The following is a 24,912-nucleotide window of genomic DNA, read 5'->3' on the forward strand; positions in this document are numbered from 1 at the left end:
CTAACGGTGCTGCCGTCCAGGTGTCCGTCCGTTCACCGTCAACGGCCCGACGCGCAACGGCATACGTAGGTGATTCTCACCGACGCGAAGAAGGACCGGTCCACGGGATCGTCAGGGCATGCGCCGCGCGGAACCGCAACGGACACCGCCCGCAGGCCCCTGCACAGGCCTTCGGAGGCCGAAGCAGCTGGAAGCCCCCTTCGGAAGGACGAGACGATGAGCGACGAGAACGCCCCCACGGCTTTACTCACCCGCAGGCCCCCGCCACGCGGCGTGGCGATGGCCGGTGTGGCCACCGCGGTGTTCCTGGTGATTCTGGACAGCGCCATGGTGAACCTCGCCGGGTCGGCGATCCGCACCGGTCTCGGGCTGTCCGCCGCCGAACTCACGGTCGTCGTGGACAGCTACCTGGTGACGTTCGCCGGTCTGCTGCTGCTCGGGGGCCGGATCGCCGACGTGCTCGGGGGCCGCCGGGTGTTCCTGGCCGGAATGGGCGTCTACCTCGCGGCATCGGCGTTCTGCGCGCTGGCGACCAGCGGCACGCTGCTGATCGTCGGGCGGGTGGGGCAGGGGCTCGGGGCCGCGGCGGTGATGCCGGCCGCGCTCTCCCTCGTACTCGCCCTCTGGCCGTCGCCCGCGGAACGTACCCGTGCGATGGGCATCTGGGGTGCGGTGGCGGGCCTCGGCAGTCTCGTGGGTGTCTTCCTCGGGGGCACGCTGACCGCGACGCTGGGCTGGCAGTCGGTGTTCCTGGCACCGGTTCCGTTCGGCATCGTCGGAGCACTGGTCGTGTGGCGTTCGCTGCCGTCGGCCCCCGGCCGGACCCGAGAGGCTGCCCTCTCCCCCGGGCCCGCGGTACCCGGCCGTACCGCCAGGGTCCACAAGCCCACCGCCTCCGGCCGTGCGGGCAGTTCCCTGGAGCCCGGCAGGTTCGACGTGATCGGCGCACTCACCATCACCGTCGGCGTCTGCGCCCTGGCGCTCGGTACGGTCTCCGCCTCCGAAGCCGGATGGGCCGCACCCGGCACGCTCCTCGGCCTCGGGGTCGGCCTCACGTCCCTGGCCGCGTTCGTGCACGCCGAACGCCGGTCCGCGCACCCCCTGGTGCCGCTCGGCGTCTTCCGCAGGAAGCCGGTGGTCACGGCGAACCTGGTGGTGCTGCTGCTCGGCGCCACGCTCACCGGCCTGTTCTTCTTCCTGCCCCAGTACCAGCAGGACGTGCTCGGGATGAGTCCCCTGGCCACCGGGACTGCGCAGCTTCCCATCGCCGGAACGATCATCGTGGGCAGCGTCGCCGCACCGCTGCTGGCGCGGCGCATCGGGCTGACGCGTGCGCTCCCGGTCTCCCTCGCCGTACTCCTCGCCGGCTTCCTGTGGCTGGTGCTCGACCCGACGGCCAGCGGCTTCTCGCTCAGCCTGCTCGGCGCGTTCCTGCTGATCGGCTCCGGACTCGGACTCGGACTCGTCAACGCCACCGCGATGGGGGTGCGTGACAGCGCCGAGGGCGAGTCGGGCCTGCTCAGCGGGCTGATCAACGCGGCGCAGCAGTTGGGCGGCGCGGTCGGGCTCGCCGCTCTCGCCGGGATCGCCATCGGCGCCTCTGGGACCCACGGAGACATCTCGTTCAGCGCAGCGTTCCTCGGCGAGGCGGCACTCGTCCTCATCGCCCTCGCCCTCTCGCTCGTCCCTGCCGTCCGGCCACACCCGGCCACGGCCACCACGGGCACGCACTGAACTCGCAGACCCCAGAAACTCGCAGGCCCCAGAATCTCGCAGCCCCCAGAAAGCGACCCGCGAAACCAGCGGAACCCACGTACCCCGTGCACCAACCCACCCCGGAAAGGCACACCACCATGAACACCCCCACCGTCCTCGTGACCGGTGCGACCGGAACGATCGGCTCCGACCTGGTCCCCGCCCTGCTCGCCCGAGGCGTCACCGTCCGCGCCATGATCCGGGACTCCGGCCGCCCCGTCCCCGGCGCCGAGAACGTCGTCGCCGACCTCACGGACCCCGCCTCGGTCGCCGCCGCCCTGCACGGCGTCGACGCGGCCTTCCTCAACAGCCCCTCCGCCCCGGACGCCGCCGAACTCCAGATCCGGTTCGCCGACCTCGCCCGGGACGCCGGAGTGCGACGGCTCGTGCTGCTCTCCCAGTACGCGGCCCGCGCCGACTCCCCGGTACGGTTCCTGCGCTGGCACGCCGAGGTCGAAGCACATGTGGCGGGCCTCGGGCTCGACCACACCGTGCTGCGCCCCAACCTCTACCTCCAGGCGCTCCTCGGCCTCGCCGGCTCCATCGCCCAGGGCTTCCTCGCCGCACCCGTCGGTACCGCCGCCGTGAGCGCCATCGACACCCGGGACATCGCGGACGCCGCCGCGGCCGTACTGACCACCCCGGGACACAGCCGCCGCACCTACACACTGACCGGACCGCGCGCGGTGACCCATCAGCAGATCGCCGAGGCACTGTCCACCGCCACCGGACGGCCCGTCACCTTCCACGACACCTCCGCCGAACGGTTCACCGCCGCGCTGACCGGTGTGCTCCCGCCCTGGCAGCTCGAAGGCCTCGTCGAGGACTACGCCCACTACCGCAGGGGCGAGGCCGCCGAAGTGCACACGTCCGTCCCCGACCTCACGGGGCGCCCCGCCCGCGACCTCACCGACTTCGCCCGGGACCACGCCTCCGCGTTCGCCCCGGCCGTCAACAACGCCTGAAGGGCAGCCCGATGATCTACCACTGCATACGGTTCACCCTCAGGCCCGGTGTCTCCGAGGAGGACAGGGCAGCCGGTCTCGCGCAGATGAGCGCGCACATCCACGCCATCCCGTGCATCACGTCACGTGTCGTCGGCCCCGACTTCGGCGGGGAGTTCGAGTACGGGGCCGTCACCGCCGTCGAGGACATCGCGGCGTACGAGGAGTACATGAACCACCCGGCGCACCTGGCCATGGACCGGGCCGGGCTGCCGCTGGTCGACAGGTTCGCGTCGTGCGACATCACCGACGATCCGGACCCGGAGATCGGCGCGAGGATCGCCGAGGTCCACCGGCGACGCTTCGAGAACGTGCCGGACGTCGCCGAACTGGTCCGCGGCCTCACCGAGTACACCGGCAGCGCCGCACCCGGCAGAGACGGGCGCGGAGACAGCCAATGACGACCACGACGCACCGGAGCGCCCCGCCCGTCGGATACGCGCTGCGGGCCACCGGGCAGGCGGGTGGGTAGGACCGGCTTTCCCAGGAAGATCTCTCCCTTACCCACGTATCGCATCGGTCCCAGTCTTGGTTCCGGCAAAGGATCACAAGCACAGGAGGACACGATGCCGCTCTCTCTGGACACCTACCGGCTGCTGGGCCGCTCCGGGCTGCGGGTCTCCCCGTTGGCGCTCGGAGCGGCGACGTTCGGCACCGAATGGGGCTGGGGCGCGGAACGGGCCGAGTCCCGCAAGCTGTTCGACCTCTACGTCGAGCGCGGGGGCAACTTCATCGACACCGCCAGCACCTATACGGACGGCAGCTCCGAGCGGCTGTTGGGCGAGTTCACCCGGGACAACCGGGAAAGCCTGGTGCTGGCGACGAAGTTCTCGACACTGCGCCGGCCCGGGGACCCCAATTCCGGCGGGAATCACCGCAAGGCGCTGTTCGCGTCGGTCGAGTCCAGTCTGCGCCGGCTGGACACGGACCGTCTCGACCTGCTCTACCTGCACGTGTGGGACGCCACGACGCCCGTCGAGGAGTTCCTGCGGGCCATGGACGACCTGGTCCGCCAGGGCAAGGTCCTGTACGTCGGGATCTGCAACACCCCGGCCTGGCAGGTGTCGCGCATGCAGGCGATCGCCGATCTGCGCGGCTGGTCTCCGCTGGTCGCACTGCAGACTGAGTACAACCTGATCGAACGCACCGGGGAGCGCGACCTCATCCCGATGGCACGCGAGATGGGGCTCGGGATGGTGCCGTTCTCACCGCTGGCCGGCGGCCTGCTCACCGGCAAGTACAGCCGGGAGGACCTGACCGCGGCGAAGGGCGGCGCCGACGGCACCCGCAAGGAGTTCAACATCGCCAACGGCGCGCTCACCGAACGCGGCCTCGCCATCGCGGACGTCGTCAAGGAGGTCGCCGCGGAACACGGCACGAGCCCCGGCAGGGTCGGGCTGGCGTGGCTCCTGCACAACCCGGACGTGACCGCACCGATCGTCGGCGCCCGCACCCCCGCACAGCTGGAGGACAACCTGGGCGCTCTGGAGGTCGAGCTGACCGCCTCCCAGCTGGCCCGCCTGGACCGGGCAGGAGCGATCGAACTGGGCTTCCCGCACGACTTCCTCGCCAGCGACAGGGGGCGCAGCCTGAACCAGGGCGATCTGAGGATCGAGCCGCGCCGCTGAATCCTGGTCGCGGCCGAGGGGGTGGCAGCACTGCCGTCGGGGCCGAGGGGGCGCCGGCGCTGCCGTCGGGGCCGAGGGGGCAGCGCCGGCGGGCCGGGCTGGGCCGATTCACCGTGGCTGCGGCCCGCTCCGGGGGGGGTCTTGCCCAGTCCGGCCGGGAACGCGACCGCCGATCACCCGCGACTGCCGATCACCGCAGAAGTAGGTGAAGTTCACCGACGCGAGCAACCCCTCTCCCACGCGATTCTCATGAGGTCAACAGCGGGCCTCGCGAGGACAACAGCGGGCGGGACAGCCGCAGGAAGGCCGCATGCCACGCCCTCCCCTCGTGGCCCGTGAACCAGCAACTCCCGGAAAGGGAAACCCTGATGATCTACCACGGAAACCGCTTCACCCTGCGGAAAGGCATCTCGCCCGAGGACAGGGATGCCGCCTTCGAAAGCCTGCGCAACCAGGGCCGGACCATTCCGTCCGTCAGGTCGTACACCGTCGGCCCCGACATCGGCGGGGAGTACGAGTACGGGGCTGTCTTCGTGCTGGCGGACCTCGCGGGGTACGAGGAGTACATGAACCATCCGGCACATCTGCACACCGACCGGATCGGACTGCCGCTGGTGGACGTGTTCGTGTCCTTCGACATCACCGACGACCCGGACCCGGAGGTCGGCGCGAAGATCGCTGAAATCCACCGGCGCCGGTACGAGGCTCTGCCCGACATAGCCGCACTGGTTTCCGGCCTCGGCGAGTACACCGGCAGCGCGGCCCCTGGCGAAACCGACCGAGGCGCGGCTTCCGGCACCGCCGAGTGATCGCCCGCAGGGAGCTTGGCTGCTGACGGCCCACGTCCGGGCCGGGGCCGGCCTCGTAGCGTCGGCCCCGCTGCCAGGTCAGCTCCGCCGCGGCGTGTTCCGCCGCGTGCGGTTGAACCCTGAGACCGGGTACGCCTTCGGCTACCCGGCCACGGTGACCTTGTGCCGTCGGTGGTACGACCAGGTCGCCGCCGCCAGGAGCGGGCCCCACAGCAGGAGCGGGGCGTAGGCGGCGACGAAGACCACTTCGCCGGCCGAAGTGCCGGGATCCGGGCTGGGAGAGGTCAGCAGCCCGCCGAAGAAGAGGATCCACCACAGAACGGTGACCGTGAGGGCGCCCAGCGAAGCGGCGAGTACGGCGAGCCTGTGGTCGACCGGGCGCCCGCCGAGGAACGGAATCCAGCGCGGCATCACTTCCCCCCAGGGCCGTACCAGGCCGAGGGTGAGGTACGAGGCTGCCTCGGCGACCGCACCGAGCAGCAACACGTAAGCCAGGCCGATCAGCGGGGAGTTGTCGGGGAACCCGGCGAGGAATTCCTCCTGCTCCATCACCCCGACCGGCACCCCGAGTGCGAGCGCGATCCGCCACAGTCCGGAAGGGACGGTCGACCAGGCCGCGACATGAGCGGCGCGCACCACCCAGCGCGGGGGCGGCGGAACCAGCGGTGGCTTGCGGGATTCGGGCGGGGCGGGCTCCGTCGTCGTCATGACCCGAACCTCTCGCACCGCCGGGCCCGGCACGTCGTACCGCGTGAGGATCCGCCTCCGCCGCACGGGGGAGCCCTACTCACCCCAACGCCGCGGCATATCAGGGGCGTTGGACGTGCACGGCACCACCCCTGAGTTCCGTTAGCCGGTAGGCAGCGGGCGGTGGCGGCTTCCGTTCGGGCCCGGTTCGGTCAACTTGCCCGCGGTGCAGGCAACTTCCCCGTGGTTCAGGCCGATTCGAGGATCGGGCGGATCTCGATGGTCTCCGGAGTGGGAAGGCTCGTGGCCAGCTCGAGGGCCTCCTCGCGGTCGGCCACGTCGATGATGAACCAGCCGCCGAGGGTCTCCTCACCGGCGTGCGCGGGCCCGTCACTCACCAATGCCGCCCCGTCGGCCCTGGTACGCACCGTCACGGGAGTGATCTGCTCGGTTTCCAACGCCTCACCACCGACCAGTTTTCCGGCCGCTGCGAGGCCGCCGATCCAGCCCTCGTATTCCTTGCGGTACGCGGCACGGTCGGCCTGGATCCGGCGGCGCGACTCGTCCGTCTCGAAGATCACGAGTGCGTATTTCACGGATGTTCCTCTCCGGCCGCCGTTCGGGCGGCTCCTGCTGATGGGGTGTGCGGGAGAAGTCTGGTCGGATCGCGCTGCCAGGTGGGGCGGCACCCGGGAAGGGCTGGGGACCACTGGGCCGTGGGGTCGGCCGCCACATGGCGCTGGACGGACACCTGGGTCAGAGGGGCTTCTGCCGACCGTGCTCGGCGGCGATGCGGGAGATCTCATCGGGGGTCCCGGACATGATGGTGCGGGCGTGTTCGGTGACCAGGTCTGCGGGCCAGTCCCACCAGGCGGCGCGCAGCAGTTGTGCGACTTGGGAGTCGCTGAACCGCTGCCGGATCGTCCTGGCCGGGTTGCCGCCGACGATCGTGTAGGGCGGAACGTCGGCGGTGACCACGGCTCCGGCCGCGATGATCGCGCCGTCGCCGATGCGCACGCCGGGCATGACGGTCACCTGGTGCCCGAACCAGACGTCGTTGCCGACCACGGTGTCACCGCGGCTGGGCATCGACGTGACGATGTCCCAGGTCTCCTCGGCCCAGCGGCCACCGAACATGGTAAACGGAAAGGTGGAGACCCCCATGGTCGGGTGTTCCGCACCTGCCATCAGGAACCTGGTTCCCATGGCGATTGCGCAGTACTTGCCGATGACCAGCCGCTCGGGGCCGTACGCGTACAGGACGTTGCGCTGCTCGAATTCGGTCGCGCCTGCCGGGTCGTCGTAGTAGGTGTACTCCCCCACGACGATGTTCGGTGCCGTGACCAGCGGTTTCAGAAACACCACGCGGTCGTGGGCGGGCATGGGACGAACGACGGTGGGATCAGGCGACAACGTACGGTCCTCTGGTGTCTGTGGCGAAGGGGCTTTGCTCGGCGAGGGGCCTCCGGAACCGGGCCGCCCGCGGTTTCGCGCGGCCCGGTCGACTCGGAGCAGCGGTCAGGCGGGGCCGGAACCAGTGACCCATTCGACGAACTGGACAACCACTCCGTTCGGGTCCTTGACCTGGAACAGCCGCTCACCCCAAGGGGCTTCGGACAGCGGCATGGTGATCTCGACCCCCTCGTCGCGCAGCCGCTTCTCCTCGGCCTCGATTCCGGTGCCGGTGAAGGCGACGATCAGTCCGGAGGCGTGCTGGTCCCGCTGGTCGGGAGGCAGCACGTCGGTGCCGCGGGCGAGCAGGACGATGTCCATCGCGGCGTCTTCGCGGGTCAGGGAGGCGAACCCGTCGGCGGCGGCCTGCTCGACATAGCCGAGGTGGCTGGTGAAGAAGTGCTGGGACGCGGCGACGTCGTTGACGGTGAGCGAGATGGTGCTGGTGGTGATCTGCAAGAAGGTTCCCCAGTTCGATCCATCAAGACAACTTGCTACGGACGTAAAATTAGCCCGCCCGCATCTCGCACGTCAACGTAAAAATGCTACGGATGTAAAAATATTCGGAGACAGCTGCCCGGCCACGCCAGTTGACGCCCTGGCGCCGGGGCGCAACGAGAATTAGCGCGGTGCCGCGAGTACGTCCTGGAGCACCTTGGCGAGCGTGACCCGGGCCAGCTCACCCCGCAGGGTCTCCTCGAGGCCCCCGTAGATGCCCTGCATCGCGGGCTGGATGCCGTGGCCCACCACGCACCCCTGGTCCGGAGTGGCGCGGTGCATCGCGAACAGCGGGCCGGGCTCCACGGCCTCGTACACGTCGAGCAGCGTCATCGACTCCAGCTCGCGCGCCAGTGACCAGCCGGCCCACGGACCCCGCCGGGACTCCACGAGCCCGGCCTTGCGCAGCTCGCCGAGGATTCGCCTGATCACCACGGGGTTGGTGTTGGCGCTGGTCGCGATCTGTTCGGAATCGACGAGGTGAGAAGAATGAGCAAGCCGCTGGCGGGCGAGGTCGCCCTGGTCACGGGGGGGGATCGCGTGGGCTGGGAGCCGCGACGGTACGAATGGTCGGGCACTTCGGCGGCCTGGACATCCTCGTCAACAACGCGGCCATCTCGGTGGAGCAGGGCCGCACGGTGGACTACCCGGACGCCGACACCGCCGCACTGGACCGGATGCACGCCACCAACTACCTCGGCGTGATAGCCGTGATCCGGGCCGCCTCCCGCGTGCTGCGCACGGACGGCCGTACGCCCCGGAGGACAGCACGCCTCCGGGGCGTACCAGCAACACCGCCGCCGAGCCGCGCGTCGGGCACGCACCCGGCCGTGATGTTCGAGGGGCAGAACTCAGGACGGGACGGGCGGGCACTCGATGACCTCGATCGAGTTCCCCGGCACCAGAGCGATATGAGGGTGGTCGCTGAAGAGCCGCACCGCCTCCTCGTGCGTCCCGGCCTCCACGATCGCGTACCCGGTCTTCGCGTCAGTGAAGTCCTCGACGCCTCGGGCCGTCACCAGTTTCTTGCGGAAGAGCGGCGCCCCGGGGTCGATCAGGGCGTGCTCGTTCTTCTGCGCCCACACCGCCCACGCGTGCATGAACTCACCCTGCTGCTGCTCGGTGAGTTCGGCCTTGTCGGTGTCGTCTGCCGCGCCGTTCAGGACAGCGAGAAACTTACCCATGGCCGGAGGGTAGCCCACCGACGAGGAGGCGGGCCCCAGGCCGCGGAACCGACCCTGGTGACGTACGCGGACTGGCCCCGGCCGGTGCGGAGGCGACCGGGGGCCCTTCCACGCGGTGCTGCGCGCCCCGGTCGCCGAGGCAGTCATATCCGGTGCGGTGCGGCTCCGTCCTGCCAGCGGTAGAGGTCGCGCAGCAGGGAGATCTCGGCGCCGTGGTGGATCAGCTCCTTGTTGACGTGCAGGACGATGCCTCCCAGGGGAAACCGCTCGGGACCCACCGCGGGCGGCTCTTCCAGTTCGGCGTCCGAGAGTGCGCGGACCCCCGCGTTCCATCTCCCGTACATGTCGTCGAGCTGCTTCAGCGCCTCGTCGGCGGTCCCCGCGTAGGGGAATTCCTCGAAGTCGACGTCCTGGCCGCCGAAGTGCCACCCGACCCGATAGCCCAGGCACGAGACGACGATGTGCGCCAGCCGCCAGGCGATCGTGGTCACGGGCGCCGGCACCGGGTCGGGGGTGGCGAAGTCCATCGTCCACTCCCCCGAGCCGGCCGACATCGGTGCGGCCGACGTGCCACGCGGGCGGATGCTCCAACAGCCGCCCACCGGCTCCCAGAAGTACTCCTCGTCGGTGAGGCCGTCCAGCCGTGGCCGCAGGTTCTTGCGCCAGTACCAGTCCAACTGCTCCGCGAGCTGCTCGCTTCTTGTCATTGGCGCACAGTACAGACCCGTCGCGGAGAGCGAGCCGGCCCGGTGGCCGCCCCGCGCTCACTGCCGCAGCGGCGCGGTGATGCCCCGCAGCGGGCCAGGCTGCCGGTAGTGATGCCCGGTCAGCCCGGCCGCGCGGGCCGCCTCGACATGCCCGAGGGTGTCGTCGACGAACAGGCACCTGCCCGGGTCCGCATCCGCGAGCCGGGCCGCGGCTTCGAAGACCCGGGGGTCCGGCTTGGCGGCCCCGAGGCGGGCGGTGTTGAGCACCGCGTCGAACGCCCCGGCCAGGGCCAGGGCGGAGAGATCCTTCTCCAGTCGTGTGGTGGCGTTGGACACCAGAACCACGGGCACCCGGCGGCGGATATCCGTCAGGAGGTTCAGGACGTCGGTATCGACCTGGCCCGTCAGACGACTCCACTGCCGGACCAGGTCCAGGGCTCGTTCGGCAGATCCACAGCTCTCGCTGAGGTCCTCCGCCACCTGCGCTCGCCACTGGTCGTCACTGATCGCCCCGGTGACCGCCGCGTCCAACAGGTCAGGCCGGAACGCCGCAGCAGCCAGCTTGCCTTCGGGCAGTCCTGCCGCGCGGTCGAGGGCGGTCATTCCGTCCGGCGACCACAGCCGGACCACACCGTCGAAGTCGCACAGCACCGCGTCGAAAGGCAAGTCGCTCATGACCTTGATCCTGCCAGCCGTCGTCGGCAGCGGAGTTGTCACCGCAGCGAAAGAGGGGAGGCCGCCCGTGCCGAGGCAGATCAGGTCGGGGGTGCGAAGGGGGTGGGGCAGGCCATTTCAGGTCGTGCCGCAGGGCCGCATCCTGCCGAAGTGGTCCGGTGGTCTGCGGGTGGGCACGACGTGCCCGTTCAGTTGGCCGCGGTGGTCCGTGTCGCTTCGTGTGCCGCGGTGAGGGCGCGCTCTCTGAGGTCGCCGCCGAACAGCTGGATCGTGGTGGCGGCCAGGACGTCGTCCCTGCCGATGGTCCGCCGGTCCCCGTTGCGGACGGACAGGGCCCGGACAGAATCCGGCAGTGGCGGCGGGACGGCCGGCTCGCCGGGTATCACCAGGGTGACCGAACCGAACCGTTTCACCCCGCCCTCGCGGACGACCATGGCCGCGTCCCGGGCCAGGTCCGTCAGGAACACGCTCGCGATCCCGTCCAGGTCGCGGACCATCGCCGGGACGGCCGTCACTCCCCGGCTCCGCAGCAGTTTCCTGACCCCGCCCTCGAACCTGTGCGCACCGGCCACGGCACTCGTCCTGCGTGCCCCTCTGCGCTTTCGCGGTTCGACGACTCCCTCGGCGTCGTACAGCACACCGGTCAGGCCCTTGAACGTCGGGGTGTGGTCGTACCACTTGTCCCCCACCTCCAGCTCGATGTTCCGGCCGATCGCCGAGACGAGGTCCTTGGGGAGCAGCTTCGTCCGGGTCTCCTCCGCCGCTGCTTCCCTGGCCCCGTCGATGATCCCCGTCAGCACGGTCCGCGTCACCGAAGCCGCCGCCCACGCGGCGGAGCGGGAGACGTGCAGCGGGGTCACCTCCCTGAACACCGCTCTGACGAGAGGTGCCGGGAACGGCGGGACGTCCGGACCCGGGGCGCCCGACAAGTCGGGAACGCCGCGCTCACGGCGTGCGGGCTGTGCGGTCATCGGAGGAAACGCTCCCTGTCGTCCGGGTTCTCGGAGGCACACGGTTCACCCGTGCGGCCTCGTTCTCCGCCCATCCTCTGTCGAAAGGGCGCCAGGTCAAAGGCTTGTGGATCACAGCTCGGACCACGGCCGGGCGGACGGGCAGAACCGGCCGGGAACCGTCTCCTCCGATTCTGCGTGAACCTCCCTGTGTTGCCGACTGTTGCCGAGGGGGACCGAATGCGAGTCCGGACGCTGGTGAGCGTGACGGTATCGACGTGCGTGGTGCTGCTGGCGTGCGCCTGCGGTCCACAGAAGCCGGAGGGGGACGAATCCCCAGCGGCGCAGCCCGCGCAGCCGACCCGAGCCGCGCAGCCCGGGAAGACGTCGGCCACCCCGTCCCCGTCGTCACCGGCCGGAAAGCCGTCGGCCACTCCGGCCGGCTCCCAGCCGGTGCCCAGGACGAAGGAGGGCGCGATCCAGCGGTACGAGCAGTTCCTGCGCGCCGTCGGCCGGGAGGACATCACAACCGTCTGCGAGGTGGCCGGGCCCGCGGCCAAGCAGGCGGAGGACCAGGGGTTCGGCCCGTGCACCTCGACGTTCCTCGTCACGTTCCGGGCGATCCCGCCCGCGCGGAAGAAGGCCCTGCGGACCGCGACGGTCGACCCACGACGCGTCACCGTGGTCACTTCCGGCAAGGTCGAGATCCCGACCGCGGCCATCAGGGCCTCCGTCACCTTCACCGAGGACGAGTTCAGCAGCGGCACCCTGGAGTACCTGAAGAACACCTGGTACATCACCGATTGAGTCAGGCCCCGGCCACGTCCTTCTCCTGCGTCCCGTCGGCGGGGCCGGAGGCGACACCGTCCGTTCCGGGCCCGCGGGCCGCGGCACGGCCCGCGCGGCGTCGCAGCGCACGATCAGCGAAGCAGCAGGATTACCGAAGTCTTACGGGTGGGCTCTCCGCCTCCTCCGGCGGGGCGGCGTCCGCTTGGCTGGACGCATGATGGAACCGGCCGGCCGCGGCCGGTCGCTCGCTCACCCTCGGAGGTCCTGGTGTCCCGTTCGTCGCGCCGCGTCGTACTGCCCGTCCTGCTCGTCCTGGCGGTACTCGCCGGTGTCGGGCTCTTCCTCTTCCAGCCCTGGAAGGCGTTCACCGACACCACGGTGGAGGAGTCCCTGCCCGGCGCCGCGGTTCCCGCCGCGAGCAGCGGGCCCACGGCCGGCGGCCCGTCCCGCACGGGTGGCGGGATGCCGCCCGCGGGGCCGCGGGACCTGGCGAAGGGCCGCTTCGTGAGCCACGAGCACGACACCGGCGGCAGCGCCCGTACGGTCCGGCTCGCGGACGGAAGCCGGGTGCTGCGGTTCGAGGACCTCAAGACCTCGGAGGGCCCGGACGTACGGGTCTACCTGTCGACCCGTGACCCCGGCGCCGTGAAGGCGGGGCTCGCGGACGGAGCCGTCGAGCTCGGCAGGCTCAAGGGCAATCTGGGGAACCAGAACTATCCGATCCCGGCAGACATCGACCTGACCCGGTACCGCAGCGCCGTCATCTGGTGCGCACGGTTCTCGGTCTCCTTCGGTGCCGCCGGCCTCGCTCCGGTCAAGGGCTGACACGTTGAACACAGATCCGTCCACCGCTCCGTCCTCCGTGGCGCGCCGCGTCCTCGTCGTCGAGGACGACCCAACCGTCGCGGAGGTCGTCACCGGTTACCTGGTCCGGGCCGGTTACGAGGTCCGTCACGTCGCCGACGGCCTCGCCGCCCTGGAGGCGGTCGCGGCCATGAGACCGCAGCTCGTCGTCCTCGACCTGATGCTGCCCGGCCTGGACGGGCTGGAGGTGTGCCGCAGGTTGCGCGCTTCCGGTGGACCGCCGGTGCCCGTGGTCATGTTGACGGCGCGCGGTGAGGAGGCCGACCGCATCCTGGGGCTGGAGCTGGGCGCGGACGACTATCTGACCAAACCCTTCAGCCCCCGGGAACTGGTGCTGCGCGTGGCCTCCGTACTGCGGCGGGCGGAGGCCCCACCGCCATCGGCCGACCCGGGCGTGCTGCGGGCCGGAGACATCGTCGCCCATCCGGGCGCGCGGCGAGCACGGCGCGGCGGCCGTGAACTCGCCTTGACCGGACGCGAGTTCGATCTGCTGGCCTTCCTCCTGCGCCATCCCGGCCGTGTCTTCTCCCGTGCGGAGCTGCTGCACCACGTGTGGGGCTGGGAATTCGGCGACATGTCGACCGTGACCGTGCACATCCGCAGGCTGCGGGAGAAGATCGAGGACGATCCGGCCGCTCCCCGGCACATCGCCACGGTGTGGGGTGCCGGATACCGGTTCGATCCGCCGTCCGGGGGCACGGACGGCAGCGAGGCTCTCTCATGATGACCGACGTGCTGATCATCGTTGCCCTGGCCGCTCTGGGCGCCCTGGTCGCCGGGCTGCTCGCGGGTCCGGCCGTCACCCTGCTGCGCGGTCGCTCGGTCGTCCTGTCGATGTTCGCCGTGGCCGCGCTCGCGGTGGTCGCGATGGCGGCGGGCACGGTTGCCGTGGCGGTGGAGATGTTCCTGTCGGGGCACGACTTCCGGGTGGTGCTCATCGTGGTCGCGGTCTCGGGGGCGTTCTCGCTCGGAGCCGCGCTGCTGTTCGGGCGCAGGATCGCCGCGGGGAGCCGGGACCTGGCGCGGGCCGCGGCCGGCGTCGGCGGCGAGCCCGGATTCGTGGCTCCGGCAGATCCTCCCACCAGCGAACTCGCCGCGCTCGCCGCGGCTCTGGAGACGGCCGGCACCCGGTTGCGGACCGCACAGGAGCGCGAGAGGTCGCTGGACGCCTCGCGCCGGGACCTGATCGCGGGCATCTCCCACGACCTGCGCACTCCGCTCGCGGGACTGCGGGCGATGGCGGAGGCGCTGGAGGACGGCGTGGCCCAGGAACCCGGCCGCTTCCACACGCGCATCCGCGTCGAGGTCGACCGCCTCTCCGCGATGGTCGACGACCTCTTCGAACTCTCCCGTATCCAGGCCGGGTCACTGGAGTTGGCCCTGTCCCGGGTGTCGGTGTACGACCTGGTGGACGACGCCCTCGCCACGGCCCGCCCGCTCGCCGAGGAACGGGGGGTCCGGCTGGTGGACGGCGGGGTCGCCGCGTTCCCGGTACGGGTCGACCCCCAGGCCATCACACGGGTGCTCGGCAACCTCCTGGTCAACGCGATCCGGGCGACGCCGCCGGACGGAACCGTCGCGGTGAGCACGCGCGTCGAGGGCGATCACGTGGTGCTCGGCGTCGAGGACAGCTGTGGCGGCATCGCGGAGGAGGACCTGCCCCGCGTCTTCGACACGGGCTGGCGCGGCACTCAGGCACGTACACCTCCCAGCCGTCCCGGACAGGACTCCGGCGAGGCCGACCCGCCGCGGCCCGGCACCACCACGCCACCCGCCGCCGCCCCGGGGGCGCGGCACGGGGACAGTGGGGCGGGTCTCGGGCTCGCGATCGTCCGCGGCATCGTGGAGGCCCACACCGGCCGTGCTTCGGTCCGCAACACCGCGCTGGGCTGCCGGTTCGAGATCGCCCTCCCGGCCACGGGCCCCGCCGAGAGGTGATCCGGGCACGGCAGCGGTCGGGGGCGCGCCGGTGCTCGTACGACGGCAGGGGCGCGCGTGCGCTGTCGGGCCCTGGGCCCGGCCGACGCCCCTTCTCCTAGGCGTCGTGCGGGACTTGGCGTCGTTCGGGGCTTGGCACTGTTCGGGACGTACTCATTCCGCCGGAGGGCGGTTTGCGCGACACTGGCAAGGACGTGATGCCTCACCCCTCCCGGCAGTGGACCGTGGGGGAAGGAGGGCTGTGCCATGGCCCAGTGGGAGCGCGACGAGCGGCTGGCGCGCGCGTTCGTGGAACTGGCTGACACCTTGCAGGACGGCTTCTTCCTGGTCGACTTCCTGCATGTGCTGACCGAGCACATGCAGGAGTTGCTGAACGTGACCGCGATCGGCGTCGTGATGGTCGATGTCCAGGGGCGGCTGGTGGACATGACCGCCTCCACCGGCAGCGCCCGGGAACTGGAGGAGGCCCAGATCGAGTTCGACGAGGGCCCCTGCAAGGACGCCTGCCGGCACTACGAACGGGTCGGCCCGGTCGATCTGACCCTGGCCGCGGCCGCACAGCGGTGGCCGTGCTTCACCCCGGTGGCCCGAGCGGCCGGTTTCGCCACCGCGGCGGCGGTACCGCTGCGGCTGCGCGAGGAAGCGATCGGGGCGGTGAACCTCTTCGACGCCCGCCCCGGCGCGCTGCACCCGGCCGCCCTGCGCCTGGCTCAGGCCCTGGCGGACGCCGCGACCATCGGGATCCTGCACCAGCGGCTCTCCCAGGACCGGGCCGAGCGGCTCGGCCAGCTGCAGACCGCGCTCAACAGCCGCATCCTCGTCGAGCAGGCCAAGGGTGCTCTCGGCGCCCACCTCCGCACGGACCCCGAAGAAGCGTTCGCGCGCCTGCGCGCCCACGCGCGCACCCGTCGGATGCCGCTGACCGAGCTGTGCCGGCTCGTCCTGGAAGGCAGGCTGGCCGCCGAGGAGTTCGCCGTGCCCCCGGACCGGCAGGACCTGTGAGCGTCCTGACGCCCCGCACCTCAGAGATTCCGGCGCACTCAGCCAGGGAGTGATCGCATTGCCCGAAGATGCCCCCGGCATACCCGCCCTCCTGGCCGACGCCACCCGGTCCGGCCGCGGGCTGAGCCGGCTCTCCCCGACCGCGTGCGCGCAGGCGCTGGGCCTCGACAGCCTCACCCTGTGCCTGCGCATCGAATCCGGCCTCGAACTGGTCTGGTACGACCCCGCCACCATCGACGCCCTCGTCTTCGAGGACCTCCAGTACACCCTCGGTGAGGGGCCCACCCCCGACGCCGCCCGCACCGGCCAGCCGGTTCTCGTACCCGATCTGCACACCCTGCCCGACACCCGGTGGCCTGCCCTGCTGCCCGCCACCCGCCACCGTCCTCCGCGCGCCGTCCACGCCCTGCCGCTGCACCTGGGGGCCCGCCGCCTCGGCGCCGTCACCGGTCACCGCGCCGCTCCCGGCCCGCTCACCCCCGCCCACATGGCCGCCTTCCTCACTCTCGCCGACGGCGCCCTCACCCTCCTCACCACTCCCGAAGGCATCCACGACATGCGGGCCGACCAGCCCCTCTCCTTGCACCGCGCGGTCGTCCACCAGGCCACCGGCGCCCTCACGGTCCAGCTGGGCATCCCCGCCGACCAGGCCCTCAGCCGGCTGCGCGCCTACGCCTTCACCCACAACCGCCCCCTCCACGAGGTGGCCCACGACGTCGTCCACCACCACACCCGCCTCGACAACAGGGACACCCCGCACCACTGACGCCCCGGGGCCCGACGGGCGCACGGCCCGCGGGTGACCGACCGCGCTGCACCGGGCGCGCGGCCCCGGCGGGGCGGCGCACGGTGGGTTTCGGCGGTCAGTTGGTACCGCTGGGCACCACGCAGTCCTTGGGCTGGGGTCTGCCCTCCGGCCAGCCGAGGCCGACGAAGGCGAGTTTGCGGGTGGCCGGCTGCAGTTCGACGACGGCCACCGGTTTGTCGTACGGGTTGCCCCCGTTGGTCAGGCAGATCCAGCCGCTCGTGCCGGTCACGCGGTGGGCGGACTCCAGGCGGGACCACTGTGCGGCGACCCGCTCCCGGGTGGGTACGGTGCCGGGGGTCTGGGAGTTCGCCAGGAACACCGCCTCGGCGACGGTGCGGACCCCGTCGTGGACCAGCATGGTGCGGGAGTCGGACAGTTCGACCGGTCCGATGTCCCCGGCGCGCTGCTCCTCGGCCAGGGTCCGCAGCCGCGCCAACTCGGCCCGGGGCTCGGCCAGATGGGCGGGCTGTTCGGTGGCCGCGGGTTTTCTGCCGGTCCGCTTTTCGAAGCCCTTCGCCCAGTCGTCGAGGGTACGGTCCCAGGCGTCCGGGTGGCCGGGTGCCGCGTACTGCACGGTGACGACGGCCTCTTTCGCCGAACCGGCCTTGAGCGTCTCCCAGTCGTCCGGGGTCATGTACCGGTCGAGGGTGGCGGCGCCGGAGCCGCTGACGATTGTGTACCGCTTGCCGTGGCAGGGCACTTCCGCCAGTTTCAGCATGAACAGCCGCAGGTGGACGGGGCGGCCGGCGAAGTAGACTACCCGGGCCGGGGACTGGCAGATGTTGTGGCCGATGAGGGAGAAGTCGTTGGCGGTGTCGCCGGGGTCGTTCACTCCCGGTGACTGGAACTCCTGGTCCTTGGCGCCGGGCGGGCCGGGCTCCTTGCGGCTGAACGCCCTGGCCAGCGACTCGACGTAGATGTCCTTCGGCCGGATGTCCCTGACCAGTACGGTCTCCGCGTCCTTGAGGTCGCCGTGGAAGCTGGCGAGCGCGGCGGCCTGGGCGCCGTTGGCGGGGATGATCCTGGCGAGGCCGGTGGAGCGGACCGCGTCGCCCTGGGGTGACTGCGGGATGAGTTCGTCGGCGCTGGCCCGGCTGACCAGCACGGGGATCCGCAGGTCGAGGGTCAGCCGCTTGATGGCCTCGCGGGTGTCGCTCAGGCTCAGGTTGAAACCGGTCACGGCCCGCAGGTTGTCGGTGGTGTCGTCGGCCATCCGCGCCAGCCGGTCGACGACCTTCGCCTGCTGCCGGTAGTCCTTGCCGGGATTGGCCAGTACGAGCCGCAGCCGTGGGGCCTTCTCCTCGCGGTTGGCCCGGTACTGGGCGAGGTAGGCACCCTGCAGCTCGCTGCGGAGCTGCTTGCGCTCGCCCTCGTTGTCCGGGTTCAGCGGCAGCATCATCGCCACGGTGACGTACGGCTGTTTCTGCTGGACGATCCGGTTGTTCTCGTTGGCGATGGCGCGGGCCACCTTCTGGATCTCCGGGGTGCCGAAGTCGTAGCCGGAGCCGTCGATGCCGATGCACTCGCCGTCGCTGCGGTCCACGCCGTCCGCGCACCGGTCGGGCGGATTGACGAGGGACGGGCCGTAGACACCGGCGAGCGTGACCACGGCGACGACGAAGAGCACCGTCAGCGCCCGGCGTATCCGGTTTCCCCAGAAGAATGTGTACATCAGCGCCGCCTCTCCTACCCGAGGTGCCGGGTGCACGTGCAGGTGGTGGTGCCCGGCCGGAGCGGCTGGTGGCCCGCGATGCGCGCACCCCAGTCCCGGCTCCGCCGGTCCAGTACGGCCGCGCCCTGCGGCCAGTCGCCGCCGAGCAGGTCCAGCATCTTGCGCGGGGTGTCCGCGACGGCCGCGTCGAGGGGACCGCTGAAGCTCTCGCAGAGCCTGAGGGCGTGCAGCAGCCGGTCGACCCTGCGGCGCACCGCGTCGCCGGGTACCGGGACCGCGCCCAGGGCCCTGGCGCGTACCTCGTCGGGCGGGCCGAGCAGCGGGGCCTGGGCTATCGCGACCAGTTCGTCGCACCACGCTCCCGCCTCGGCGGTGGGTGAGGTCATCCGCCGCACCAGGTGGTCCGTGACCTGTTCGTCCCGCCTGCAGGCCAGGTGGTGGTTCAGGGCGTGCGCCGTCGCCGATCCGAACAGCGCGTCGCGGGGCGCGTCGACCTCCTCGGCGCGGGCCCGGTAGTGGTCGCGCAGGAGCAGGTGGGCCTCCTGCCAGGCCGGTTCCGGGCCCCGGCCGTACAGCCGTCGCATCAGGAGGTGTCGCACGCCGAAGTCGCCGATGAAGTGCCGGGGACAGTGCGGGAGTCCGCAGTCCTCCAGCAGGGCGGCGATCCGGAAGGCGGAGAGCCGCTCGTCGCTCCCCCTCTGCCAGCTGTCCATCAGCGTCTGGGCGCAGGCGGTGTCGTGCGCGACGGACAGTCTGCTCAGCGTGTCGAGCCAGTGGGCGTGCTGCGCGGGCGGCAGTTCCTCGGGCAGTCGGGCGGTGAGCAGTTCGTCGAGGAGCTGGTCGGCGACTGGCCGTGGGGCGACGTCGTCACCGACGCGTACGGGAGCGTCCAGCAGGGCCATGTCGGTGGCGTCGTCGGCGAGTTCGAGTGAGGCACCGGCCTCGGCGAGGCGGGTGACGAACAGCGGGCGCCCTCCGCTCAGCCGGTGGATCCCGCCGTCGATGCGCAGCCGCGACGCCGAGGGGCGGGTACGGCGGCGGGCGCTCTCGTCCTCCTGCTGTTTGCGGGTCAGTAACGGCATGGCCAGCAGCAGCACCCCGTGCCACAGGGGCGCCAGTTCGGGGTCGCTGCCGACCGGGCGGGACCAGGAGGGCAGTCCGCCCTCCGCCGGACTCCAGCGGGCGGGTGCCGGCCGGTGGGACGCGTCCGGGTAGAGGAACCGGCCGCCGCCCGCCGGACGTACGGAGGCCACCACGACCATGCGGTCGTGGTGGCCCGACTCCCGGTCCCGCAGCAGCGGTCTGATCAGCCGTCTGCCGAGCGGGGTGTCGGCGTGGTCGATCAGCGCGGCGGGCCGCCCGCCGCGGGAGAGCCAGCCCCAGGCGGAGACGTAGGAGGCTTCGAGGTCGTCGCGCAGGGCCCGGAAGAGGAACCCCTCCGCCTTCTCCCGCTCCGCCCCGCCGTGCTGGAAGTCGGCGGCCAGCGACATCAGGCCCAGTTTGGGCTGGCCTCCCGCGCCGGGGTACTCGCCGTAGCAGGACTTCAGCGCCGCCGTGCCGCCGGAGGAGGTGCGGGCGAACATCTCGTCGAGCAGGGCGGTGATGAGCGGTCCCGCCACGGGGTGGGTCACCAGGGCGCCGAGGGCGGCCAGGTAGGTGCGGACCGCACGGCTGAAGACGCCGCGCCAGAAGGAGGCGGGGGGCATCAGGTCGTCGTGCCTGCGTACTTCGTCGACCAGCGCGGACGCTCCGGCCACCGGATCGCTGGCGGCCACCGCGACGAGCCCCGCGTAGAGCCGCGGGGTGTGGAACGCCCCGCCCGCTCCCCGCCACGCCCGGAACTGCACGGCCATCTCCCGCAGGGCTTCGGTCGCCTCCGAGCGGGACCGGGTGTGCTCGCCGACCCGTTCCCGGAACACCGGCGGGGCGCAGTCGACGCGGGCGGTGGGCACGTACGGTCCGAAGCCCTCCCGGACGCACCGCAGCAGCCGCCCCTTGCCCATGCCGGGACCGCCGGCCAGGAGGAGGACGGGCAGGTCGGGGCCGAACAGCAGCTCCCGGTCACGTCCGGAGCGGGTCTTGCCGAGCAGCCGGGCGAAGAGCCCGTCGTCGTCGAGCAGCTTGTCGAAACCGAGTCCCTCAGGCACGGGCCCCCCGCGGCCTCACTGGTGCACAGGTCGATCAGAAGTATGGCGGCGCATCAGGGTAACGGGACGGCGAAGTCCTGTGGAGTGGAATTCCGGACTTGGCCGTCCCGTGCCGCCCGATGCTGTCGGCGGTCTGCTCCTGTTCGACGGCCGGCTGCCGGGCGGTGCTGCCGGGCGGTCAGGTGGTGGGTGCCTCGTCGTTCCAGTCCGGGAGGGTGATCGTGCCGGAGAGCCAGTCGCGGCGCAGGATCGCGTACCCGACCGCGTCGTGGACCCGCCCCTGTTCGCCCGGCCAGGCGTCCCGGTAGTGCGCCTCCTTGGCGTACCCGTGGGACCGGAAGGCGCGGCGCATCGCGTGGTTGTCCCGGCGGGTGGTGCCCTCGATGCGCCGGAGGTCGGGGAACTCGGTGAACAGGTACGCCGTGAGCCAGGCGAGGGCCCGCCCGCCGAGGCCTCTCCCCCGGTGCGCGGGGGCGATCCTGAGGTCGAACAGCGGCGTGCCGCCCTCGCCTGCGTCGGCCAGGTCGAACAGCCGGATCAGTCCGGCCTTCTCACCGCCCTCGACGATCCAGAAGGTGCGGCTGTCGTCGCCGTCGTAGTGGCCGTCGAGGACCCGCTGCCCGACCGTGTCGCGGTCGGGCACGGCGGGACCGTGGAACGGCCAGGTCCCGTCGGTCAGAAAGTCCGCGAGGAGGTCGGCTTCGGATGTGTCGAGACGCTGGTACGAGGTGTCCACGGCCCGCAATCTACGGACCGGGCGGCCCGCCGGGAACCGAATTCGCGCCTGTGCGGGGTCCCCGGCGGGGGGTCGCGGTCACGGTAGGAGGGACGCGGAGCCGGCCGTGGCTTCGCGCGCGAACTCCGCCGCGCCGATCAGCTGGAGTTCGTCGGAGTCGACGGTCGTCAGCCGGGGGACCAGGGGGATGCGGCCCTGGAGGCGGGACTCGACGGCCGGCGTCAGGAGGTCCCCGCCGAGCTGGAAGGTCCGCCCGCCGAGCACGACGACCTCGGGGCTGAGCAGGACGGCGATGTCGGCGACCACGAGGGCGAAGTCGTCGGCCAGTTGGCGCACCAGGCCGCTCGCCCGCGGTTCGCCGCGCCGCGCGTCGGCGAACAGGTGCTCCAGCGCCGAGTGTCCGGGCTCGTCGCTGCCGCCGTGCTCGGCGATCCGGCTGCGGATGCCGTGCAGGCCGACGCTGGACTCCAGGTCGCCGAAGCCCGGCCAGGTCCGGTCCAGGGAACGGCGTTCCATCAGGAGGTAGCCGACCTCGCCCGCCGCACCGAGCCTGCCGCGGTGCAGTCGGCCGCCCAGGACGAGTCCCGCGCCGACCCCGACGTCCGCGACCAGGGCCACGAGGTGCTGCACGCCGGGTTCGACGGCGTGGCGGTGGGCGGCCAGCGCGATCAGGTTGACGTCGTTCTCGATGACCGCCGGAACGCCCAACTCCTCGGTGAGCCTCGCCCCGAGGGGCATGCTCGACCAGCCGAGGGCGGGGGCGAATTCCACGAATCCGTCCTGCCCGGTGGCCACGCCGGGCACGCCGACGGCGACCGCGCGGGGCGGGGCACCCAGCGCGTGCGCGGACTGCGCGAGACCGGTGGCGAAGGCGATGACCTGTTCGAGGACGGTCGCGGGCTCGCCGTCCTGCGCCTTGCCGCGCAGCGGCAGGCTGTGCCGCTCGCGGATGTTTCCCGCGAGGTCGCAGACCGCCCCGTGCAGGGTGCCGCTGCCCAGGGCGAGGGCCAGGATGCTCTGTGCCTGGGCGTTGAACCGCACCAGTTGGGCGGGACGGCCGCCCCGGGACGCTTCGCGCTCGCCGTCGGTGACGAGGTTCTCCGCCTTCAGCGCGTCGAGGAGGCGGTTCACCGTGGCCGGGCTCAGCCCCGTCTCGTCGATGATGCGCTGGCGTGACATCGGCCCGGACTCGCGCAGGGTGTCGAGCAGGATCGTGCGGTTGACCTGCGACACCATCCTGGTGGTCGCGGTCCGTCTGCGCGAGGGCGCCTGGCTGCGGCGCGGCGGGTCGGTCCGCGTCATGCGGGCGTCACCCCAGGGGCGTTGCTGCTCATCGGTGCACCTCGGTGGCGGTCGGACGGTCTTTTCGGGCAATCGTAGGGGCCGGGCCTCCGGCCGGTCGACGCCTGCGACGTCCTGGCGCTTCGCACAGCCATCTCTCACTTGTCACTCATAGCAAGTTCAAAGTTTACCCATCACTGTCGCAGCTATTGACGGTGCACGAAGGCCGGTGGAACTCTTCCGGGGCTACTTAACTGTCACACCAAGCGAAAAGTCTTGAGGAGTGCCATGACAGACGCACCGACACCCACCGGCGGCAAGTTCTCGCGGCGCCACGTCCTGCGGCTCGGCGGCGCGGGCGCCGTCGCGCTGGCGGGCACCTCCTTCCTCGCCGGTCCGGCCGGCGCGGCGACCACGGGCCGCGGGCCGTCGGTCACCGACCTGGGCCCCGGCATCGTCGGGTACTCCCTGATGAGCGGGCTCCTGGTGGGAGACACGCTCTACGTCGGGTCCCGCAACCTCAGCCCCACCCGGGTCGCGGCGTTCCACCTGCCGACCCGGAAGGTGACCGCCGCCACGGAGCTGGGGCCCGGCAAGTTCGTCCAGGGCCTCGCGGCCTCGCCAGACGGCCGGTACCTCTACGCGGGTGTCGTCTACGACCACGGCCAGGAGCAGGACCAGCCGAACGTGTTCGTGTGGGACCTCAGCACGCCGAAGGTGCCCGCCCGCGCCCTCGCCAGGATCCCCGGGCTGGACGTGCGCAGGCTCGCCGTGGCACCGGACGGCGTCCTGTACGCGGTCGGTCTTGAGGCGGACCCCGGCATCTGGGAGATCGACCCGGCCACGGGCACCGTCACCAACATCGGCGTCCCCGACCCGGGCGCCACCCAGGCCCGCGCGGTGTCGGCGTCCCGCACCACGGTGTACTTCGGCGCGGGCAGCAACCTGTCCGGAGGCGACGGAGCCAGCCGTGCCTCCCTCTTCGCCGTCGACCGTTCGACCCACGAGATGCGGTCGATCCTGCCGCCGGAACTGGCGCCCACCGCGGCGATCCGCGACCTGGAGGTGATCGGCGACCGGCTGTACGCGGGGACCGAGGGCGGCACGCACACGTCGCTCTTCGCGGAGATCGACCTCGCGGACCCGGGCAAGTACACCGTCCTGCCCACGGCCGCCAAGACGTCCAAGCTGTTCCGCAAGCACGGCGACGACGTCTACTTCGTCGCGGGGGCGGGGGTGTACCGGTATTCCACCCTCGGCAAGTCGCTCGGTCCGGTCGGCCACGGCGGCTCGGACCTGGGCGAGTTGTGGGGGCTGGACTACTGGAGAGGCCGGGCCGTCATCGTGTCGGGCTCCGGGTTCGTCGGCGAGATCGGCCTCGCCGACGCCCGCCTGACCAGGACCGACCTCGTCGAGGCGGGCGCACCCGCCGGCCCCCAGCTGGGCATGTCGGTGACGGCCGGCGACCAGCACGTGTTCGTCGGCGGCAACGGCAGCCTGGCCGTGCACCGTCTCGCGAACGGCAGGGTGACCAACCTGGACTGTCCGGGCGAGGCCAAGGACGGGGTGGTCGTCGGGCGCGTCCTGTACACCGGCCAGTACAGCTCGCAGGGCATCTGGAGGTACGACCCGAAGCGGGACTCCGCACCCCACCAGGCGGTGGCGCTGCCCGTGGACCAGAACCGGCCGCAGGACGTGTGCTGGGACGAGGCCAACGGCTTCGTCCTCGCCGGGGTGCAGTGCGACACGACGGGCGGCGGGGCCTTCGCGGTCTACGATCCGGCCGCCGACCGCGTGAAGGTGCACGTCAACCCGTTCGACGAGTACCAGATGGTCCGTGCGGTGGCCGCCCACCGGGGCCTGGCCTACCTCGGCGGCGACAACCCGTACCGCAACGGGCCGCGCGGCGAGATCGCGGCGTGGGACCCGGTCGCGGGCCGGCAGCTGTGGCGGCTGGACCTGAAGCAGAAGCGCGGCATCTCCAGCCTGATCGTGCGTGGGGGGCTGCTGTACTGCCTGTGCAGCAAGGGCGAGTTCTTCGTGATCGACCTCAGGACGCGCGAGGTGGTGCACCGTGCCGACCTCGGTGCCGCCATGGTGCCGGGCGAGGCGGAGTTCGCCCTGAGCCGGGGCCAGGTGTACGCGGCGTCCGCGAGCACGCTGTTCCGTATCGCCCCGGACACCTTCGCCGTCACCACGGTGGTGGGCGGCCTGGGTGCGCAGTGGTACGGCGCGCCGAGCCTGTCGGCGGACCGGAAGGGGCGCCTCTACACCTTCCGCGGGCGCAACCTCATCCAGGTGACGGACTCCTGCTGACGCACGCGAG

Annotated in this window: 25 protein-coding genes and 1 pseudogene; 13 read left to right on the forward strand and 13 right to left on the reverse strand. The window is 71.7% G+C overall.

The window, feature by feature from the left end; all coding sequences use genetic code 11:
* Window positions 1–216 precede the first annotated feature (216 nt).
* The 5 genes from ACFYVL_RS08140 (at window position 217) to ACFYVL_RS08160 (ending at window position 5,196) form a co-directional block, all read left to right on the forward strand.
* On the forward strand, window positions 217–1,734 hold the full coding sequence (locus ACFYVL_RS08140) for an MFS transporter (RefSeq protein ID WP_389242022.1): 1,518 nt from the start codon (window positions 217–219) through the stop codon (window positions 1,732–1,734).
* 119 nt (window positions 1,735–1,853) lie between these two features.
* A complete protein-coding gene (locus tag ACFYVL_RS08145; protein ID WP_389242023.1) occupies window positions 1,854–2,720 on the forward strand; it encodes an SDR family oxidoreductase in 867 nt (288 codons plus the stop codon).
* Window positions 2,721–2,731: 11 nt separating this feature from the next.
* Window positions 2,732–3,160, forward strand: a complete 429-nt coding sequence (locus tag ACFYVL_RS08150; protein ID WP_389242024.1) for a Dabb family protein — start codon at window positions 2,732–2,734, stop codon at window positions 3,158–3,160.
* 165 nt (window positions 3,161–3,325) lie between these two features.
* A complete protein-coding gene (locus tag ACFYVL_RS08155) occupies window positions 3,326–4,387 on the forward strand; it encodes an aldo/keto reductase (RefSeq protein ID WP_389242025.1) in 1,062 nt (353 codons plus the stop codon).
* 368 nt (window positions 4,388–4,755) lie between these two features.
* Entirely contained in the window at window positions 4,756–5,196 is a 441-nt protein-coding gene (locus ACFYVL_RS08160; RefSeq protein ID WP_389242026.1) for a Dabb family protein, read from the forward strand.
* 141 nt (window positions 5,197–5,337) lie between these two features.
* Here the strand turns inward: ACFYVL_RS08160 and ACFYVL_RS08165 are convergent, their stop codons facing one another.
* From ACFYVL_RS08165 to ACFYVL_RS08185, 5 genes are all read right to left on the reverse strand, one after another.
* Window positions 5,338–5,904, reverse strand: a complete 567-nt coding sequence (locus ACFYVL_RS08165; protein ID WP_389242027.1) for a hypothetical protein — start codon at window positions 5,902–5,904, stop codon at window positions 5,338–5,340.
* Between the two features lie 227 nt (window positions 5,905–6,131).
* Window positions 6,132–6,479 carry a YciI family protein gene (locus ACFYVL_RS08170; protein ID WP_389242028.1) on the reverse strand — a complete coding sequence of 116 codons (348 nt, stop codon included), beginning with the start codon at window positions 6,477–6,479 and terminating at the stop codon, window positions 6,132–6,134.
* A gap of 160 nt (window positions 6,480–6,639) precedes the next feature.
* Window positions 6,640–7,266: a CatB-related O-acetyltransferase gene (locus ACFYVL_RS08175; protein WP_389242029.1), complete on the reverse strand. Its 627-nt coding sequence runs from the start codon at window positions 7,264–7,266 to the stop codon at window positions 6,640–6,642.
* A gap of 135 nt (window positions 7,267–7,401) precedes the next feature.
* Window positions 7,402–7,794: a VOC family protein gene (locus tag ACFYVL_RS08180; RefSeq protein ID WP_389242030.1), complete on the reverse strand. Its 393-nt coding sequence runs from the start codon at window positions 7,792–7,794 to the stop codon at window positions 7,402–7,404.
* Between the two features lie 162 nt (window positions 7,795–7,956).
* A complete protein-coding gene (locus ACFYVL_RS08185) occupies window positions 7,957–8,370 on the reverse strand; it encodes an Rrf2 family transcriptional regulator (protein WP_389242560.1) in 414 nt (137 codons plus the stop codon).
* A 29-nt stretch (window positions 8,371–8,399) separates the two neighbouring features.
* Between ACFYVL_RS08185 and ACFYVL_RS08190 the strand changes: the two are divergent.
* Window positions 8,400–8,525, forward strand: a pseudogene (locus ACFYVL_RS08190) (oxidoreductase); the annotation flags it as partial.
* Window positions 8,526–8,684: 159 nt separating this feature from the next.
* On the opposite strand, the gene ACFYVL_RS08195 reads toward ACFYVL_RS08190, so the two are convergent.
* The 4 genes from ACFYVL_RS08195 to ACFYVL_RS08210 form a co-directional block, all read right to left on the reverse strand.
* The gene (locus tag ACFYVL_RS08195; protein WP_389242590.1) at window positions 8,685–9,017 is read right to left on the reverse strand and encodes a hypothetical protein; all 333 of its coding nucleotides are present in this window, start codon (window positions 9,015–9,017) and stop codon (window positions 8,685–8,687) included.
* A 143-nt stretch (window positions 9,018–9,160) separates the two neighbouring features.
* Window positions 9,161–9,724 carry a DinB family protein gene (locus ACFYVL_RS08200; RefSeq protein WP_389242031.1) on the reverse strand — a complete coding sequence of 188 codons (564 nt, stop codon included), beginning with the start codon at window positions 9,722–9,724 and terminating at the stop codon, window positions 9,161–9,163.
* 57 nt (window positions 9,725–9,781) lie between these two features.
* Window positions 9,782–10,399, reverse strand: coding sequence for an HAD family hydrolase (locus ACFYVL_RS08205; RefSeq protein ID WP_389242032.1), 618 nt, complete (start codon window positions 10,397–10,399; stop codon window positions 9,782–9,784).
* 188 nt (window positions 10,400–10,587) lie between these two features.
* A complete protein-coding gene (locus tag ACFYVL_RS08210) occupies window positions 10,588–11,370 on the reverse strand; it encodes a hypothetical protein (protein WP_389242033.1) in 783 nt (260 codons plus the stop codon).
* Between the two features lie 243 nt (window positions 11,371–11,613).
* Between ACFYVL_RS08210 and ACFYVL_RS08215 the strand changes: the two genes are divergently transcribed.
* The 6 genes from ACFYVL_RS08215 to ACFYVL_RS08240 all read left to right on the forward strand — a co-directional run bounded on the left by ACFYVL_RS08215 (window position 11,614) and on the right by ACFYVL_RS08240 (window position 16,708).
* Window positions 11,614–12,156, forward strand: a complete 543-nt coding sequence (locus ACFYVL_RS08215) for a hypothetical protein (RefSeq protein ID WP_389242034.1) — start codon at window positions 11,614–11,616, stop codon at window positions 12,154–12,156.
* Window positions 12,157–12,405: 249 nt separating this feature from the next.
* Complete coding sequence (locus tag ACFYVL_RS08220; RefSeq protein ID WP_389242035.1) at window positions 12,406–12,963, forward strand: DM13 domain-containing protein; 558 nt, start codon at window positions 12,406–12,408, stop codon at window positions 12,961–12,963.
* Between the two features lie 4 nt (window positions 12,964–12,967).
* Complete coding sequence (locus tag ACFYVL_RS08225; RefSeq protein WP_389242036.1) at window positions 12,968–13,726, forward strand: response regulator transcription factor; 759 nt, start codon at window positions 12,968–12,970, stop codon at window positions 13,724–13,726.
* Complete coding sequence (locus tag ACFYVL_RS08230; RefSeq protein ID WP_389242562.1) at window positions 13,726–14,940, forward strand: sensor histidine kinase; 1,215 nt, start codon at window positions 13,726–13,728, stop codon at window positions 14,938–14,940. The genes ACFYVL_RS08225 and ACFYVL_RS08230 overlap by 1 nt, the downstream gene beginning before the upstream one ends.
* A 246-nt stretch (window positions 14,941–15,186) precedes the next feature.
* Window positions 15,187–15,942, forward strand: a complete 756-nt coding sequence (locus ACFYVL_RS08235) for an ANTAR domain-containing protein (protein ID WP_389242037.1) — start codon at window positions 15,187–15,189, stop codon at window positions 15,940–15,942.
* A gap of 58 nt (window positions 15,943–16,000) precedes the next feature.
* On the forward strand, window positions 16,001–16,708 hold the full coding sequence (locus tag ACFYVL_RS08240) for a GAF and ANTAR domain-containing protein (protein WP_389242038.1): 708 nt from the start codon (window positions 16,001–16,003) through the stop codon (window positions 16,706–16,708).
* 97 nt (window positions 16,709–16,805) lie between these two features.
* On the opposite strand, the gene ACFYVL_RS08245 is transcribed toward ACFYVL_RS08240, so the two are convergent.
* The 4 genes from ACFYVL_RS08245 to ACFYVL_RS08260 all read right to left on the reverse strand — a co-directional run bounded on the left by ACFYVL_RS08245 (window position 16,806) and on the right by ACFYVL_RS08260 (window position 22,607).
* Window positions 16,806–18,422: an amino acid ABC transporter substrate-binding protein gene (locus ACFYVL_RS08245; RefSeq protein WP_389242039.1), complete on the reverse strand. Its 1,617-nt coding sequence runs from the start codon at window positions 18,420–18,422 to the stop codon at window positions 16,806–16,808.
* A gap of 14 nt (window positions 18,423–18,436) precedes the next feature.
* Complete coding sequence (locus ACFYVL_RS08250) at window positions 18,437–20,569, reverse strand: hypothetical protein (RefSeq protein ID WP_389242040.1); 2,133 nt, start codon at window positions 20,567–20,569, stop codon at window positions 18,437–18,439.
* Between the two features lie 178 nt (window positions 20,570–20,747).
* Window positions 20,748–21,305 (reverse strand): GNAT family N-acetyltransferase, encoded by a 558-nt coding sequence (locus tag ACFYVL_RS08255; RefSeq protein WP_389242041.1) that lies wholly within the window; start codon window positions 21,303–21,305, stop codon window positions 20,748–20,750.
* A 78-nt stretch (window positions 21,306–21,383) separates the two neighbouring features.
* Window positions 21,384–22,607 carry an ROK family protein gene (locus tag ACFYVL_RS08260; protein WP_389242042.1) on the reverse strand — a complete coding sequence of 408 codons (1,224 nt, stop codon included), beginning with the start codon at window positions 22,605–22,607 and terminating at the stop codon, window positions 21,384–21,386.
* 267 nt (window positions 22,608–22,874) lie between these two features.
* On the opposite strand from ACFYVL_RS08260, the gene ACFYVL_RS08265 reads away from it, so the two are divergent.
* Window positions 22,875–24,902 carry a PQQ-binding-like beta-propeller repeat protein gene (locus ACFYVL_RS08265; RefSeq protein WP_389242043.1) on the forward strand — a complete coding sequence of 676 codons (2,028 nt, stop codon included), beginning with the start codon at window positions 22,875–22,877 and terminating at the stop codon, window positions 24,900–24,902.
* The last annotated feature ends 10 nt before the right edge of the window (window positions 24,903–24,912 follow it).

Source organism: Streptomyces sp. NPDC004111 (assembly GCF_042874215.1).
Classification (GTDB): Bacteria; Actinomycetota; Actinomycetes; order Streptomycetales; family Streptomycetaceae; genus Streptomyces.